The sequence below is a fragment of the Hadarchaeum sp. (SeqCode) genome, from assembly GCF_049969415.1.
Classification (GTDB): Archaea; Hadarchaeota; Hadarchaeia; order Hadarchaeales; family Hadarchaeaceae; genus Hadarchaeum.
This window is the reverse complement of sequence record NZ_JBMFOX010000008.1, coordinates 1-16,203: the sequence shown is the minus strand read 5'-3', so window position 1 is coordinate 16,203 and position 16,203 is coordinate 1. Positions and strand designations below refer to the sequence as shown.

General features: G+C 49.6%; 14 protein-coding genes. 1 reads left to right on the top strand and 13 read right to left on the bottom strand.

The features are described from left to right. Positions 1 to 205: 205 nt before the first annotated feature. From ACP5PX_RS03225 to ACP5PX_RS03200, 6 genes are read right to left on the bottom strand one after another with little or no spacing between them, the layout of a single operon-like run. Positions 206 to 628, bottom strand: coding sequence for a hypothetical protein (locus tag ACP5PX_RS03225; protein WP_428083908.1), 423 nt, complete (start codon positions 626 to 628; stop codon positions 206 to 208). Further along, on the bottom strand, positions 625 to 1,593 hold the full coding sequence (locus ACP5PX_RS03220; RefSeq protein ID WP_428083906.1) for a B12-binding domain-containing radical SAM protein: 969 nt from the start codon (positions 1,591 to 1,593) through the stop codon (positions 625 to 627). Before ACP5PX_RS03220 ends, ACP5PX_RS03225 begins: the two co-directional genes overlap by 4 nt. A 6-nt stretch (positions 1,594 to 1,599) precedes the next feature. Continuing rightward, positions 1,600 to 1,992: a hypothetical protein gene (locus ACP5PX_RS03215; protein ID WP_428083904.1), complete on the bottom strand. Its 393-nt coding sequence runs from the start codon at positions 1,990 to 1,992 to the stop codon at positions 1,600 to 1,602. A 6-nt stretch (positions 1,993 to 1,998) separates the two neighbouring features. Next, the gene (locus ACP5PX_RS03210; protein ID WP_428083902.1) at positions 1,999 to 2,733 is read right to left on the bottom strand and encodes a DUF169 domain-containing protein; all 735 of its coding nucleotides are present in this window, start codon (positions 2,731 to 2,733) and stop codon (positions 1,999 to 2,001) included. Further along, the gene (locus ACP5PX_RS03205) at positions 2,717 to 3,457 is read right to left on the bottom strand and encodes a DUF169 domain-containing protein (protein WP_428083900.1); all 741 of its coding nucleotides are present in this window, start codon (positions 3,455 to 3,457) and stop codon (positions 2,717 to 2,719) included. The genes ACP5PX_RS03210 and ACP5PX_RS03205 overlap by 17 nt, the downstream gene beginning before the upstream one ends. A gap of 53 nt (positions 3,458 to 3,510) precedes the next feature. Then, positions 3,511 to 4,608, bottom strand: coding sequence for a permease (locus ACP5PX_RS03200; protein WP_428083898.1), 1,098 nt, complete (start codon positions 4,606 to 4,608; stop codon positions 3,511 to 3,513). Positions 4,609 to 4,919: 311 nt separating this feature from the next. Here ACP5PX_RS03200 and ACP5PX_RS03195 point away from each other — a divergent pair, with 311 nt between their 5' ends. Next, the gene (locus tag ACP5PX_RS03195; RefSeq protein WP_428083896.1) at positions 4,920 to 5,798 is read left to right on the top strand and encodes a DDE-type integrase/transposase/recombinase; all 879 of its coding nucleotides are present in this window, start codon (positions 4,920 to 4,922) and stop codon (positions 5,796 to 5,798) included. A gap of 255 nt (positions 5,799 to 6,053) precedes the next feature. Here ACP5PX_RS03195 and ACP5PX_RS03190 read toward each other — a convergent pair whose 3' ends face one another. The 7 genes from ACP5PX_RS03190 to ACP5PX_RS03160 form a co-directional block, all read right to left on the bottom strand. Then, entirely contained in the window at positions 6,054 to 7,088 is a 1,035-nt protein-coding gene (locus ACP5PX_RS03190) for an ornithine cyclodeaminase (RefSeq protein ID WP_428083894.1), read from the bottom strand. An 85-nt stretch (positions 7,089 to 7,173) separates the two neighbouring features. Continuing rightward, on the bottom strand, positions 7,174 to 8,628 hold the full coding sequence (locus ACP5PX_RS03185) for a trimethylamine methyltransferase family protein (RefSeq protein ID WP_428083892.1): 1,455 nt from the start codon (positions 8,626 to 8,628) through the stop codon (positions 7,174 to 7,176). 46 nt (positions 8,629 to 8,674) lie between these two features. Continuing rightward, complete coding sequence (locus tag ACP5PX_RS03180) at positions 8,675 to 10,042, bottom strand: acetate--CoA ligase family protein (RefSeq protein ID WP_428083890.1); 1,368 nt, start codon at positions 10,040 to 10,042, stop codon at positions 8,675 to 8,677. Positions 10,043 to 10,382: 340 nt separating this feature from the next. Further along, positions 10,383 to 11,681 (bottom strand): 4Fe-4S dicluster-binding protein, encoded by a 1,299-nt coding sequence (locus ACP5PX_RS03175; RefSeq protein WP_428083888.1) that lies wholly within the window; start codon positions 11,679 to 11,681, stop codon positions 10,383 to 10,385. A gap of 326 nt (positions 11,682 to 12,007) precedes the next feature. Then, the gene (locus ACP5PX_RS03170) at positions 12,008 to 13,822 is read right to left on the bottom strand and encodes an aldehyde ferredoxin oxidoreductase family protein (RefSeq protein WP_428083886.1); all 1,815 of its coding nucleotides are present in this window, start codon (positions 13,820 to 13,822) and stop codon (positions 12,008 to 12,010) included. Positions 13,823 to 13,915: 93 nt separating this feature from the next. Then, positions 13,916 to 15,298: a dihydroorotase gene (locus ACP5PX_RS03165; RefSeq protein WP_428083884.1), complete on the bottom strand. Its 1,383-nt coding sequence runs from the start codon at positions 15,296 to 15,298 to the stop codon at positions 13,916 to 13,918. Positions 15,299 to 15,320: 22 nt separating this feature from the next. After that, a partial coding sequence (locus ACP5PX_RS03160) for an ornithine carbamoyltransferase (protein WP_428083882.1) occupies positions 15,321 to 16,203 on the bottom strand: 883 nt, incomplete at its 5' end.

Below are 16,203 nucleotides of genomic sequence, written 5' to 3'. Positions count from 1 at the left end.
AAATTCCTACTTAAACCTTTCGGAGGATCAGTGGGCCTCCTGTATTCCAAGCACGCTTAACCTTCCGAAGCTTTTTATTTCGCGCGCGACGTTGGCGGGGGATGGTGTGTTGATTAATCTTTAAAAATCGGCAATAGCTTGGTGTTTGGTATCTTGTAACCGGATCGCCGATCACGGCCCTTAATATCCATCGTCGTTGTAGTTATCATTTTACGCCATGCCATTTCCCTTGAAATAACTCGGTGGCCAGGTAGCGCACCGCCTTTCTAAATATGAGCCCTTTATCCTCTATTAGATCCCTTGCCAGCGTTTTTGGACGAAGATAAAATTTCACGTAGGCCAATTTCAAAACTTTTGCTATCTGAGATGTCGTGAAATACTTTAATTTCATCACAGGTTCCAATGTTGTGAATTTTCTCCAGTTCATCGTGAGAAGCAATTTTTCTTTCAATGCGTACAGCCACAATTTTGTTCCCGGGTAAGGAGTAGCAATGGCAAATTGGGCAAAGTCAACTCCAACTTTTCTCGAAAATTTTATTGTTTTGTTAACATCTTCATTACTTTCCTCTGGAAAGCCTATCACGAAAGAACCTAAGGCATGCAATCCCGCTTTCTTGGCATTTTTCACGGCCAGCTCTGATTCCTCCAGCGTAATCCCTTCCCGATGAAATCAAGTGTTTTTTGAGAACCTGATTCTATACCGAAATATACTGTGTGGGCTCCTCCATTTTTTATCGCGTTTGCAATTTCCGTAGAAAATGTATCCACCCTTGAAGACGCAGCCCACGAAATATCCAACCTCTCTTCCCTTATTTTATTGGCTATCGCAATAGCTCTTGGTTTTAATAAAGTAAATGTATCATCCAAAAATTCTATTTCCTTTTTACCGTATTCATCCCTAAGCAAGGATAGTTCATCTATTGTCCTCTCCACACTGTGCGCCCGCCATTTCTTCCCGAATTGCAAGGACGAAGAGCAGAACGTGCAGTTGAACGGGCAACCCCTACTTGTAATTATTGTCCCAAATTCAATTTTGTTTAGCTTATATTTTTTCATGGGGAGTAGGTCATAAGATGGAATTGGAATTTCATCAATATTTTTTATCAGCTTTCTTGGAGGATTATTTATTATTTTTCCATTTCTTTTGAAAGTTAAGCCGTTTATGCCCTTGAGATCCCCATCCCTTTCAAGGGCATCAACCAACTCTTTAAATGCGTGTTCCCCTTCTCCCCTTACAATAAAATCTATGTAAGGGCATTCTTGCATGGTCCTCTCTGGCATAAAAGTTGCGTGGGGGCCGCCTAAAATAATCTTCACGTTTTCATTTACCTCCTTGGCGATCTTTGCTATTTCGTAGGCATCTGGCATCATCGAAGTTGTTGCCGTTAAGCCAACTACGTCGGGGTCAAAATTTCTTATTATAGTGGCCACATCTTCCTTCCCATATCCTTCCGCAATTGAGTCGATAATTTTCACATCATGTTCATCCTTCACCATTGAAGCAACATATGCTAGGCCAAGAGGGGGTCCGGTTGTGCCCATGATTCTTCTTAGAGCGCTTTCCGTTGGCGGCGAAACCAACAACACCTTCATGTTTTCTCACCTTTTTTTTCTAAACAGCATATAAAATGCTATAGCGGTGGCTATCTGAAATATATAACTAACTGCTATTGGAAGAGCAGTCACTTTACCAAAAGATGTGATTGTGATTCCCATCGCGATGGGTGAATTTTTCATGCCAGAAGAGTAAGTTATAGCGAAACTTAGAATTGAATGTTTTTTGGGCAAAGGATATGTCGTCACAGTCACTGTTGAAAAAACCATAATCATGGAATTTGTTAATGGAATGTGTAAATCTACATTTTCCAGCGTCATCCGCTCCTCCAGCATCAAGATAAAGCACGCAAGGCCCAGCAGCTGTGTAGAGATCTTGGGAGACTCCCTCACTCCCGCTCCCGGAGCCGGCAGATATACCAACGCGGCCTTCACCATCACCGCCTAGCTGCGGCTCCTTTGAAGGGCAGACCAAGCCTGCTTTGAGCGGGACATGGGGATTGCTTTCTTCGATAGATTTCTTAAATTTTCAACGATTGATGGCAAAAGGCAACCCGGGAAACCAAGGATCGCCTCGTTTGTCCCGATGTTCGTTGCGTCCCTGCATCCGTAGCAACCGAAGGAGTAATTCAGCCGGTCCTCAAGATAGGGAATGACCGTGGCATCGACGCACGCGGCTTGAAGCACGGCCGTTGAGGCCTGCACACGTTCGCCCCCTTTCAAGTTCAGGTATGCCAGAACAATCCACATAAGCTTTTCCACCTCGTCTTCCACGACCACCACATCCGGCTCGTAGTTGAAACCGTCCAAGGGGAAAAGATGTATCTGTTTGATAAACCCGGGTTGCAGCCTCGGCATGTCGGCAAACATCTTCTGCCCCACGCGCTCACCGGAAACGATGCCAAAGCCAACGAGGGCTTTGCCCGACTTGAGGTTATCCGTTAATTCCCGAAAACCGAACGACGACGATGCTGCCGGGCACGAGAGTTCATCCTTTTTGAGCAGGATGTTGTGTCCCTCTCTCGCCTTCATCACCGCCTGACAATATCGGTGCTTGACCAATGCTTCGGCATTCGAGACTTCGCCCTCAGTCGACATTAATCGAACTCCCACGGGCGACCATCTCAGGCCGAGTAGCTCTTTTATCTCTGTTCCCAATTTTCTAAACTTCGAGGTCATGCCGTGCCGCCTCGCCAAGTCTTTTCTTTATGTACCCGATGAGCGGAAGGTTCTCCGCTATTCTTGGCAGAAGCTCGGCAGGAATGCCTATTATTACACCTTCATCCAAATAGTCCAACCCCATCTCCCTCGCCTTGTTTCTTGAGAATTCGCAGGCGAAAGTTATGTTGAGGCTCCCAAGATAAGGCCTGACGGTTGAGTAGGAGCATATCTGGCGCGGTGCCGAGAACCAGCTCTCAACTTTCCCGCCCCTTTCAAATATGGAGGCCTGTATCACCTCCAATGCCCTTCTGGGTATGGTTTCCGCGATTACCACGTCGGGTTTTAAGGGGGCAGTTTCAAGTGGGGAGAGTAGAGTGGCGTACACGCTCCCAGCTCTGAGGCACGGAGCCGACTCGAAATATCTCCTTGCGGCCATCCTCGAACTGCATGAGGCCTTGTTGAAGTAGAATTCTCCAGTAATTTCCTCTTTGGGAGGTTCCGTAAGGCCCAAGGCCGAAGCGCCTCTCTTGCACTCATGGAGCTTATCTGTTGCGTAGAACGTATTGCCGGCCATGGCGTACTTTACCATGCAGCAGTAGAACATTGGGCTGTCGAGTTCTTCGACGCCTGTGGGGATATCCTCTGGCTTGCTCAGTAAGCTCACAGCCACTAACGGGGACTTGAGCGCTAGAATTTCTCGAATCCTGCGCCCGATGCCCCGGTATTGCTCAAGCTCGGTCAACTTCGTCGCCTCCGGTCCTCATGAGCTCTTCCTGTGGTCGGAGGTAAAGACCATCATGCTAATGCCCCGTAGATCATGCCGATCATCGTGGCGATGATGACCACCAACGCTATGTAAACGCCGGCCTTCTTCCAGCCGACCATCCTCACGAGCACGACCATGCTGGGCAGGCTCAAGGCTGGTCCGGCCAGCAAGAGGGCGAGGGCAGGCCCGGGGGCCATGAGCCCTGAGCTGTACCCGAAAAACGTCCCGATTATCGGGACCTCGAGCAGCGTCGGCATGTAAAGAAGCGCCCCGATGACTGAAGCCAGCAGGCACGCAAAAAGCGTGTTGTTTCCAAGGTAGGGTTTTGTCAGTTCACCCACGGCAGTCGATGGGTCATGGGATGGCGAGAAATTCGCGGCGACCCCGCCGATCACCCCGACTATAAACACTCCAACCAGAAGGATCGGGAATATCTTTTTCGTGACCCACCATGTCTCGTGCCCCCAGCTTTTGACCTCGTCCCTTGTGTAGTAGAATATCAATATCACGGCGACCGCGATGGTAAGGAGGTACACGACCGCCAACCTGAACAGCAAGGAGATTAGCCCGGAAGCGCCGATTAACAGTATCGCGATCAACAGGACAAAAAATATGGGGGAGATGTACTTGGGGCGTGTTCTGGCGGCAGTTTCTACTTGAGCAACTGCTGGAGCAACCGATGCCGTCTCCCCCTTTGCACCTCGTTCGAAAATGGTGGCCATGATCAGTCCGACTATCACCGCCATGGAGACTGAGCTTACAGCCCTGGCGATCCCTATGTCGAACCCAAGCACGCTGGCTGTGAATACTATTGCCAGGACGTTGATCGCGGGACCGGAGAACAGGAAGGCGAATGCGGGCCCTATTCCAGCCCCCCTCTTGTATATGCCTTGAAACATGGGCAAGATCGTGCAGCTGCAAACCGCCAGGATTGCCCCTGATATCGATGCGACGCCGTATGACAACCACTTCTTCGTCCTTGCTCCAAAGTATTTTATGACGGTATCCTTGCTGACGAGAGCTGCTATCGCCCCCGAGATGAAGAAAGCGGGCACCAGACAAGTGAGCACATGCGCTGAGAGATATTCGGCCAAGGCATCGAAGCCGGGTTTGATAATGTCGTACATAGTATTTCAAAATTATTTGAACTACTATTTAAAGTTAATGCCTGAATTTTTTGTATTGTTTATAAATCGAGATCAAAATAATTTTCGCGCCTGGTTTAATTGCCAATTGTCCCCTGAACTTGGCTTATGACAGACGAGAAAAAGTTAAAACCAAGTTTTGCTTTTATCTCAGGCTCTGCTAAAACGCAAAATGATCATGGGCTTACTTGTTAAGTAAAGTTTCCAAGTTAACACTTTTACTATTTTAATCCAATATTCCTATCATCAAAAGCTAAGACCACCCGGCGGAGGCTGGACCGAGACACCTCACGATGCCCCGACTCAATACTGACCAGCGCCGCCAGATGGTGAAAGTAATTAGGCAGGGCATGGCTAAAAAAGATGCGGCCGAGGCTTTCGGGGTGGGCAGGCAAACAGCATGGAAGTGGTGCAAGCGCGCCAAACACCGCGGCAGGGAGAGCTTCAGGGATCTGCCTAGGAAGCCGAGGAAGGGCAAAATAACCAAAAAGGTCGAGGCATCGATCGTGGCGCTCCGCACCACGTTCGGCTGGGGAACCGCTCGGATACGGCAGGCACTGATAAACCTCCCCGGGTTCATGAGGAGGAAGCTCAAGCCCCACGTTCAGGGGATCCGCCTGTCTAGGACGGCGATAAACGGGGTGCTGAATCGCTTTGGGCTCAACGGGTACGGCCGGGAGGAGAAGGCCTGGAAGTTCTTCAGGGCCAAAAAGCCGGACGAGCTGTGGCAGCTGGACGTGAAGGGGCCCTTTTGGCTCCAAGGACGGAAGTACTGGTTCCCCGTCTGCGTGGACGATTTCAGCCGCTATCTGCTGGTCTGCGAGCAATTCGACCACGAGCCGACGACCGATGAACTCACGGGGCTCCTGGAAGAGCTTCGAAGGAAACCGGGGAAGATCCTCACCGACCGCGGTGCCCAGTTCAAGGAACGATGGAAGCGATGGTGTAGGGAAAAAGGGATAGAACCGCTGTTCGCGCACCCGTACTACCCGCAGGACAAGGGGAAGGTCGAGCGGACCATCAGGAACGTCGCCGAGGAGTTCGTCAACCTGCTGAGGAAGTTCCCGGAGTGGCTGGCCAGAATTAGTGAGTACCGAAGATGGTACAACTGCCACAGGTTCCACCGCGGCATAGACACCCAGCCAGCGAAGCTGTATCCCGCGTTGATCTGACGGCCGCAGATACCGCCCAAACTCTTGGCCGCATCGCCAGCCGGAGGCTTCATCGTCGATGAAAAAGGATCTCTGTCGGTGAAGAAAATCGACGCTGAACACAGCTTCAATTGTCATTGCGTGGCAAAATGGGATAGTTGGTCGGTCGCGGGATCGTGATTTGCTTTCAAATGTTAACTTAGAAAGTTTACTTAACAAAAGGTCTAAAAAGTAAGACAAACATAATTAAGACTCACAGCCGACGACGAAATCGGCCTAAATCCAGATTGGTTCATTCCAGAGCGTCAAAGTTTTTCCGATTCCCTCGCGCTTGGCCCTTTCGTATATCATGGAGGCCACGGCAACGTCTTCGTGTGCCATTCCTATCGGGGCAAAGAAGATCCTTTCATCGTCGCTTTCCCTGCCGGGTTTTTTCCCGGCCACGATCTCATCAAGGTTAGCGTAGATGTCGCTGTCGGTGATCAGTTTTTCATCATACATTCTTGCCAGAACTGGTGTTTTGCGGTGTTTTACCACGTGCCAGTCATCCACCACTATTTTGTCCGAGTTCAGAACCACTTCATACTCTTCCTCAACATAGGAACCAATGTGGATGAAAAGACTTCCATCCTTAACCCATTTTTCCTTGACGATAGGTTCATTGGCTACCGTCGCGGTGACGATAACGTCGGCACCCATGACGGCTTCCTCCGGCGTGCTGAAATATTTAGTAGGAACTCCCGTTAATTTCTCAATCTCCTTAGCTCCCTCAACCCCCCGTTCCACTGCCTTATCATAACCACGGATTTTCTTTAGTGATGGCAAAGCCTCTTTTATCGCCATAGCTTGGGTTCTTGCCTGAACTCCCAGACCTATCAAACACAGCACTTCGGAGTTTTTTCTAGCCAGATATTTTGCCCCTACGCCGCCGACGGCTCCAGTCCTCATTGCGCTCGGTATGGTGCCATCCATTACTACTAAGGGCAACCCCGTTTGGGTATCGTTGAGGATAATAAGTGCGCTGGCCCTAGGCAATCCGCGTTGGAATGGATTTTTCGGGAAACTGGGAATCCACTTTATTCCGGCCACTTCCCAATCCCCGCCGATGTATGCCGCGAGGCCGTTTATCCGTCCTCGTTCCCTTTCTCCCGGGGGAAGCTCCATAACAATTTTGTCAGGGATTATCACCTGACCAGCGTTGAGGAGTTTAAAGGCCCTTTCAATGGCTTCCATTGTCATCTTCATGTCGAGGCCACCAGCGGCCCTAACGTCCTCTTGACTCAGATATAGAAATTCAACTTTTTTGGACACGAATATCACCTTTAATCCAATCATCTAGGTTATATTTAGATGTTTGTATGGCTCAGTTCAAGCTTTCACAGTGCTAATGTTCTCATTACTTTAACTCCCGTTTCTCCACCTCTTTAGCATATTCAATCAGTTGCTTCTCAACCTCTTTATCCAGCGGATCCGGCTCATGCTTCGCGAGTATCTCCTTGGCTTTCTCCCGCGCCACCTGCCACAGGTCCTTCGCACCTGCCTTTTCCCAATTTTCTCGCGTCTCCCGGTCGCTTATCTTTGGGAAATATTGCTCTTCCATCAGATACTTTAACGTGTGCATTTTGTCCAAATAGTGTCCGCCAGGGCCTGTTTGAGCGATAACATCGTAGGCCAAAGTATCTTCATCGACCTTGATCCCTTTCAAAACGCGATAAATCATCCCGCAGATCTCGTCATCGATGATCAACTGCTCCAAGCTAATGGTTCTGGCCGACTCCAAAGTCCCGGGATAAAAAATGTAATTTACGCCGGCCAAAGATGCCAGCAGCAAGTTCATGGCCCGCTCATAACCGTTCTGAACGTCGATTAGCTTGGACTCGGTATCGCCGGCGGTACCACGACAGGGCAGGTTGTAATACCTCGCCATCTGCGCTGATGCCACGTTCAAGATGCCAGCCTCAATCGCGCCCAAAGCAATGTGCCCGCGTTTCATGTCCATGATGGTAGAACAGGTGCCGTAGAAGACTGGGGTGCCTGGGTTAACTAGTTGAGCGATGGTAACTCCACTCAATATTTCCGCGCCCTGTTGCACGAGGACTCCGGCCAAAGTAACGGGGCCAGTAGCGCCGGCCTGAATCTCAACGCCGAAATCAACGGGCTGTCCCATCTTGGCGTACTCCAGAAGTCCCTCGGTCATGTCGGTTGCATGCTGGAGGGGACTGATCGGGTTCACGGTGGTGTATATCATCGGTTTCTTGCGCAGCTCTTCCTCCCCACCTGCTAGTATGGCGGCCATCTTCAAACAGTCCCTTGCCCTTTTTGTGCCGCGCGCCGTCGCTTTGACCACTTTTGAGGTGTTCTTAACGCTGGCAATATAGCCGAGGACATGGGTGACCTTTCCCGGCACGCCGTCGATGTTGGGCATGACGGCGCCGCCGTGGATCAATCTGTAGGTCTCCATCGCGTCCGCAACTTTGCACAAATCTTCTACGTCCTTTAAATTGGTCATGCGCCTTTTCCCGGTATCAAGATCAAGGATGTAAATTCGGCCAATCATTGGGCCGAAATAAACGCGCTTCTTTTCAATTTTAACATCATATTTTGGATTTCGGGCATGAAGGGTAAATTCTCCCGGAGCTTTCTTCAACGCGTCTTTAACCAAATGCTCTGGAAGGAAAACCCGATTTGTCCTAAAGTCCACCTCCGCGCCGCCTTCCTTTAAAATTCTTAAAGCATTTGGTTCCATCACTTTGACGCCAACCTTTTCCAGAACTTCCATTGTCTTCTGATGAATTTTGCATACCTCGTCTTGAGATAGTATCTCGAGCTGTCCGCCTTTCAAACCAACCATAATCCTTTCCCCCGTGTTGCTTGTAGTGAAATAGCAATTTCAACTTTTAAACATTGCCAAATTTATTGGATGAAGCCAACCACTGAGCGCGGCGGACGCAGGCAGCCAAAGCCCTAACCCCGCGGATCGGATCGGAGTACAACGGAATTCCCGCATTCGCCAGTTTGGTCTTCTCCTCAGCCTCTGCCTTACCCCCACCCAGCATGACCGGGACGATGGTTCTGCCTCGGGAAACATGCTTGGAAATAACCTCTGATATTCCTGGCATGGGGTCACCGACAATCACGACAAAGGCATCAATTTCTCCCGATTCGTTCAAAATATTGAGAGTCTCATCATACATTTGGGCTGTCGCACTGCCAGTAAGGTCAAGCGGGTTCCGGAGTATGCATTCGGGAGGTAACTTTTCTTTCAATCTCTCACGGACCTCGGCGGGAAGATCGGGCACGTTCATCCCGAGTTCCTCACTAGCGTCAAGAGCCAGAATTCCGGAGCCACCAGAGCTTGTGATTATGGCCACATTATTTCCTGATGGGGTGGGCAGACCTGCAAATGCTTTGCAGAAATCATATAGCTCCTCCACGCTCGAGGCTCTCTGGATGCCCACCTGTTTAAAAACAGAATCAAAAATCGCGTCCTTTCCCGCCAGAGAACGCGTGTGCGACGCCACGGCTTTGGCACCCTTGGCCGTCTTCCCGCTCTTCAAAACCACTATCGGTTTTTTCTCGGCCGCAGCACGCGCAACTCTGAAAAATTTTCTTCCATCTCTGACACCCTCGATATAAAGGGCGATGACTTTCGTCGTCGGTTCGTTTGAGAAATAGTCGAGCAGCTCCGTTTCATCGACATCGCATTTATTCCCCAACGCCACTATCTTGTCAACCCCCACCTTCTCCTCCTCAGCCCAGCAGGCTATTGCGGCTAAGACAGTGCCGCTCTGGGAGATCACCGAGATTGGCCCTTTTGTCTTAACCAGAGGCCAGCTGGCACATAATCCCGCTGAGGTGCTGTTAACCCCTTGGCAGTTTGGCCCGACAACTCTAATTCCGGCTTTTCTTGCGGCTTCCACCAGCTGGCGCTCTAGTTCGGCACCCGCTGGTCCCGTCTCCCCAAATCCACCAGAGATGACCACTGCTGCCTTGACGCCTTTGCCACCACAGTCGGATATCACCGAAGGGACAAAACGCGCTGGGACAATAATCACGGCAAGTTCAACCTCTTCCGGCACATCTTTGATGGACGGATAACATTTTACACCCAGAACATCGGGTGCTTTAGGGTTGATGGGATAGATTTTTCCCTTGTAACCGGCGTCGATTATGTTTTTGAATACCTCATGCCCTAGCTTACCGGGCTCGCGCGAGGCACCGATCACGGCGACGCTCGACGGCTCAAAGAAACTTTTCAGAGACATAGCATCACTATTCACTTTTTAAATTAATAGATTTCCTACAAAAATAAAGTTGTTTCCATGTCAGAACTCGCCCTTTAATCCGTAACACCGAATCCTTGCCGAAAACACTAAATGCGGTGGGGAACTGGACAGTTAATTTTTGAATTTGCTTTAAAAATTGAATTTAAGAAAAATTCTGACAGCACCCACTAAACCTAGCCATCTACAGTTTGTTAGATTCAGACCAACTTGCTCCTGCCGCCAGTCGTAACAGTTATCAGACGGATTTTGCTGAGGCTGAGCATTAAAACTCAGCCTCACCAATTTTTAGCGGAATTGCTAAACCGATTGCTCTATGGGTTCATTCACCTTGGCGGTGGAAGTTCCTCATTATCTCGAGCTTCTTCTCCATCGTTATCGGCTTGTAGCTGATGCATTCCACCGGACAAACCACCGAACACAACCCGCAACCCAAGCACAAGTTGTCATCAATTACGGCTTTTCCATCGATGACCTTCGCCGCACTTGAGCAGTTATCATCGCACACTATTTCACAGCGTCTGCATCCCGTACACTTCTCAGTATCGACGACGCCTACCGCAGGTTTGGCTGAAGTAAACGTGGCTACTCCGACTGGCACGATGCGGGAAACTGACATTCCGATGAAATCGTGTACGCTAGTATATCCCTTTCTCTTCATGAACTCAATCATTCCATCCAAGATTTCCCGCCCAACGCCAAGTCCCTTGAACATTGGCGCCGTGGAGAGCTGAACCGTTGTCGCTCCCACCATCATGTATTCAACTACGCTTTTCCAGTCGTGGGCCCCACCTATGCCGCTGACTTGTGTCTTCACCGATCGGGCGATTTCCCAGACGGCCCTTAGTCCGATGGGTTTAATCGGTGGACCTGAATATCCGCACGGCGAGGAAAATCCTCCATCAGCAGAACGCGACAGCGGGTATCCGGTTTCGACATCTAAGCCGATTATTGACAGAACGGTGTTTATGGCTGAAACAGCATCAGCACCAGCTTTAACAACCGCTCTAGCCGTGTCCGGGAAGCTGAGCGTGTGAGGACTCAACTTAACCATCAGCGGGAGGCTGGTGGCCTCCTTAACTGCCTTTACTATTTCCTGTAACTTTTCCGTGTACACGCCTACGGCAAAGGCCCCCATCCCTAGCTCGTGTATCATCGGGCAGGCGCTGTTGAACTCAAGTCCATCGTATCCGCACTCCTCATATAATTTAGCAATCCTTACGGCATTTTCGGGCCCTGTGGGTGAGAAGTTCCCGATGACAACCAATCCCTCCTCGTGGGCCTTTTCAATTCCCTTTTTCATCCTTTCTTTGCTAATCCTCCACATTTCCTCAGCCGGATCGTCCAATTTTTTCTCCGAGTAATACTCGACATCTGGCCCGGCATTCACTAGTGCCATGCCCTCTTTCATTCTCTTACCCACGGGTGTATCGATACGGGTGGTCCACAATGCCGGTTCGCTGCAGAATCCAACCCTCACGTCGTCCGTAACTATATTTTTGGCCACAATTCCTCCCCAGCCAGCTTTGGCAATCTTGTGGGCAAACTTCGGGAACCAGCCCACAAAAGTGTTGTACATCGCCGGCGCTAGAAGAATCGGGCTCTTCAACTCCTTTCCCATAAAGCTAACACTTAGGTCGGTCATGTGTAGAACTTTAAAACGCCTGCTATATAAATTTTTTTTAACTCCTTTATTTTTCAAAACGTGGTTTTCGTTTATTATTCCTGAAAAAACTTTCTTAAAAAAGCTGAAAAATTAATTTTTAGATGTGTAAAGCAAGCCAAACTTTGCACTGGTGGAGAAATTTGTGGCCTGATGTACACATGCCGCCTGTGAAAAAAGCTTCTGTCAACGCTATTGGAGCTGAATTTAAAGCACCCTAGGTATCGCAGAGATCTCAATGATCGCCTGCGGAGACGAATTTCACGTTGGAAAAATTTCATTCGTCAGGTTAAAATCGACAGCTTTCTAAGCTTCGCCTCGGTGGGTCTTCCTTCCTTATCCCACCCTCGTGCCTCGTAATACTCGTCAAGCATTTTCTCGAACTTTTCCCTGTCAACAAGAGTTCCTGCAAGCGGACCCGACGGAATTGGATGGGTGTAACATCTCTCGGGCAGCCTGTCATCCTTTCTGGTAAATCCGCTGAAAATTCTCTCCATGTTCCAAATTCTTTCGCCCACCATGATGAAATCCTTTTCCGAGAAGTTCATCCCCGTTGCGGCATTTAACAGTTTTAGATACAAGTCAAGTGGATAGGTCCACTCAGAAAATCTACAGCCGACCAAGGTGAAAATCGCGTTCACCTTGTCCTGAATCTCCTTTGTCAACTTACCCTTTCCCTCGTAGGCAAGAGGATCAGCCCTGCCGGAAAATTCGTCGCCAATGATTGCCCTTTTGTGACACGCTCCACGGTTAGAAGTCGCGAAGGTGCAGGCTATCCCCTTCATCGCCTCAGGCATCCAGGCCGCGAATTCCATGCCCTTAACCTGCATGGCGAAAACTTCCGATCCCACATCCAGTTTTTCCGATGCCCTTCTGGAACCCTCGGCCAAAAGATCCCCAATACCCTCACGCTCGGCAATCATTTCCACCAGCTTTACCATGGCTTCATGGTTTCCGAACTTTAGTTCCAATCCACCCGTGTCTTTTTTATTTATTATGCCACGCTCGTAACATTCCATCGCGAAAGACACCGTGACTCCAGTGGATAGCGTGTCCATACCGTACTCGTCACACAGTTGATCGGCCTTAGCTATCGCCTCGGCGCTGTCGATGCCGCAGTTTGACCCAAAGGCGTAGATCGTTTCATATTCAGGCCCCTCGGTCTGCGTCCCGGCATAAGGTCCGCTTTTAACAACTGAAAATCTGCCACAGGCAACTGGACAAGCAAAGCAAGCAACATTTTTCACGAAGAGGTTTTTCCCGAAATATTCCGCACTTATTTTGTTCACGCCCTCGAAGACTCCCTCTTGGTGGTTTCTTGTCGAAAGCATGCCCCTTTCGTTTAATGACGGCATGGCGGCGTTTGTTCCGTATCTGGAGAATAACGCAGTCAAATGCCATTCCTGGGAAAGTGCGTTCTTTAATATCTCCCTTGCTTCCTTGATGGCTTCAGCCAATTTTTCATTTTCGGGTAATCTTTCACCGCCGCTAACAGCGACCGCTTTCAGATTTTTGGACCCCATCACCGAACCCGAACCGCCTCTTCCAAAGGCCCTTCTGCCGGCTATGATCGAGGAAAATCTGACGAGATTCTCGCCGGCTGGACCAATACATGCCACCTGAACATTCTTCCCTAAGTCCTTTTTTATTGCCTCTTGTGCTGGAATGGTTTTCATTCCCCAGAGGCTTCCCGCATCAACGATTTCAGCGCCATCTTCTTCAACGCTCAGATAACACGGTTTCTCAGCCCTGCCCTCAATCACAATGGTGCTGTAGTTCGTCCGGGCGAGTTCCGCCCCGAAAAATCCGCCCGCATAGGTGTTCAACGCGCCATTGGTTAGCGGAGATTTCGTCACGGCACACGTCTGGGCGAACATCGGGGCCATCGTCCCAGTTAGCGGACCGATTGAAAAAATTAGCTTGTTTTCGGGAGAAAATGCATCAACCTTAGGATTCACCTCATCAAACAGTATTTTTATACCAAATCCCATTCCACCGATATATTTCCCAAACCAATCTTGCGGAACGGTTTGTTCTTTTATCTTTTTATTCGAAAGATCTACTCTCAAAATTTTTTTGTTCAGATAATTTTTGCTCATCTTTTCACCATTGTCCCTAAAGTTTAATCGCTTAAAAAGATGATGCTGCCCGCATAGCAAATTTAGCTAACTGCAACCGAGATTGATTACGGGTTAGGAGAGTTTTCGTGGGACATATTTCCCAACACCGGGCCTCCCGACTATCTCACCATCTTCCACAACGACATTGCCTCCAACTATAGTGACAACCGGCCAACCCTTAAGTTCCCTTCCCTCGTAAGGTGTAAAGTCCGATGCTGTGTGCAAGTTATCCGCCTTCACCACTTTGCTCTTGTTTAAATCCACAACCACCAAATCGGCATCGGAACCGACTGCAATCATACCTTTCTGCGGGAACAATCCCAAAACTTTCGCTGGATTATGACAACAGACCTCAACCAATTTTTCCATCGAAATCCTCCCCTTGTTCACCCCCTCACTCAACATCACCGGAAGAAGCGTCTCCAAACCCGGTAGACCAGCGGGCGCCGACCAGATGTCGAGAGCGCCCTTACCCGTGGAGGCGCAGTGATCCGTTCCTATGCAATGAACATATCCCCGTTGAATTGCCCACCAAAGTCTTTCCACATCCCTTTCATCTCTCAACGGTGGATTGCACTTCGCTAGCACGTAATCATCGGGGAAATCTTTGTAAGACAGGGACAGATAATGGGGACACGTTTCCACGATGATCTTGCTGCCCCTGGCTTGCGCTTGGATAATCGCATCGAGGGATTTCCTGGAACTTATATGGACTAGATAAATCGGGGCCCCGAGGTGTTCTGAGATGGCAATCACCCGACTTACTGCCTCCGACTCACAGATGCTCGACTTGGCCTCGGTCCAAGCCTTCAGGTCCTTCCTTCCTGCTTTCATCAGCCTTTCTTTCAGCCCGTAGTATATCTCCACGTTTTCGGCGTGAATCATCGATATGGTAGGGGGTCCCAATTTCGACGCGATCTCAAGGGCGGTGTATAGCTTTGCATCATCGAAAGAAGGCAGACCAAGCGCCTCGGCATCGCTACCCTTCAAAAACATGCAATGCTTGAACTGCGTAATGCCCAAATCACGAGCGCATTCTGGAATTTCGCGGATATGTTGATCTGTGAACAGGCAAGCGATGAAAACCACGTTGGCTAAGGCATGCTTCTCGACGGTCCTTTTGGCCTCTTCAAATTTTTCTTTATAAGGTGCCACTAGTTTATCCATCCCGCCCCACGTCATCAGCGCTTCAGTAGTAATCCCTCCAGCAACTGCGGCCCTTGTCTCACTTTTGCAGTCCTCTTCGTACGGGCGGTATATGGAATAGTGAACGTGGGGATCTATGACGCCAGGGATTACAAATTTTCCTTGGGCGTCTATACATTTTTCCGCGGCGGGCAGGTTCGGGTCCTTCGCGATAACTACTATTTTTCCTCCCTCGATGCCAATTCCGGCAGACCAAATACCCTCAATTCCAACTATCCTGCAATTCTTTATCACCGCATCCACTAACATTTGACATACCTTTTTTCCAGAGTTATCTGGCGCCACCCATCGTCAGCGTCATTATGGCCTTCTGTGCATGTAGCCTGTTTTCGGCTTGGTCGATTACCACTGAGTGAGGGCCGTCGATAACTTCGTCCACTACCTCTTCCCCTCTCACGGCGGGCAGGCAGTGCATGTAAATGGCTTTTTTGTTGCAGAGGTCAATCAACTCCGGCCTGCACGTCCAGTTCAAGAACTTGTTTCTATAATCCGGTAACAGTTTTTCCGTGAACCCGCCTTCCTGATAAAGCTTCCAGTTTATCCAGGACTTTGGATAAACCACATCGGCCCCTTCGTAGGCCTCCTCAACGTTATTGGTTATCGTGAACTCAGTGCCGGCCTCTTCGGAATACTCCTTCGCCTTTTTGATGATCTCCGGATCCAAGTCATACCCAGGAGGATAGGCCAAGGTAACATCCATGCCGAAACGAGTCATCAACAATACATTGGTCTGGGCCACAGCCAGCGGTGCCCTGACGTGTCCCGGTGCCCAACACATGGTGAACTTCTTACCCTCAAACTTCCTCATCTTCTCCTTGATGGTCATTATGTCGGCCATGCCCTGGCAGGGGTGAAACTTGTCGTCCTCCATGTTGATGACCGGGACCGTCGAATGCTTGCCATAGGTGCGGATAACGTCGTGCCCCGTTCCGTATTCCTTTCCCGCCGGACAGCACCTAACGGCAATACCGTGGCCGTAACGGGACAGAACTGCCGCCGTGTCCTTTATCTCCTCTGAAGCTATCCAGCTCGCCGTGAGGTCCAAAAAGTTGGCATGACCGCCCAGCTGTGTCATGCCGCATTCAAACGAGTTTCTTGTCCTTGTCGAGGGATTGTAGAAAATCATGAACAAAGATTTTCCTTCCAAATATCGG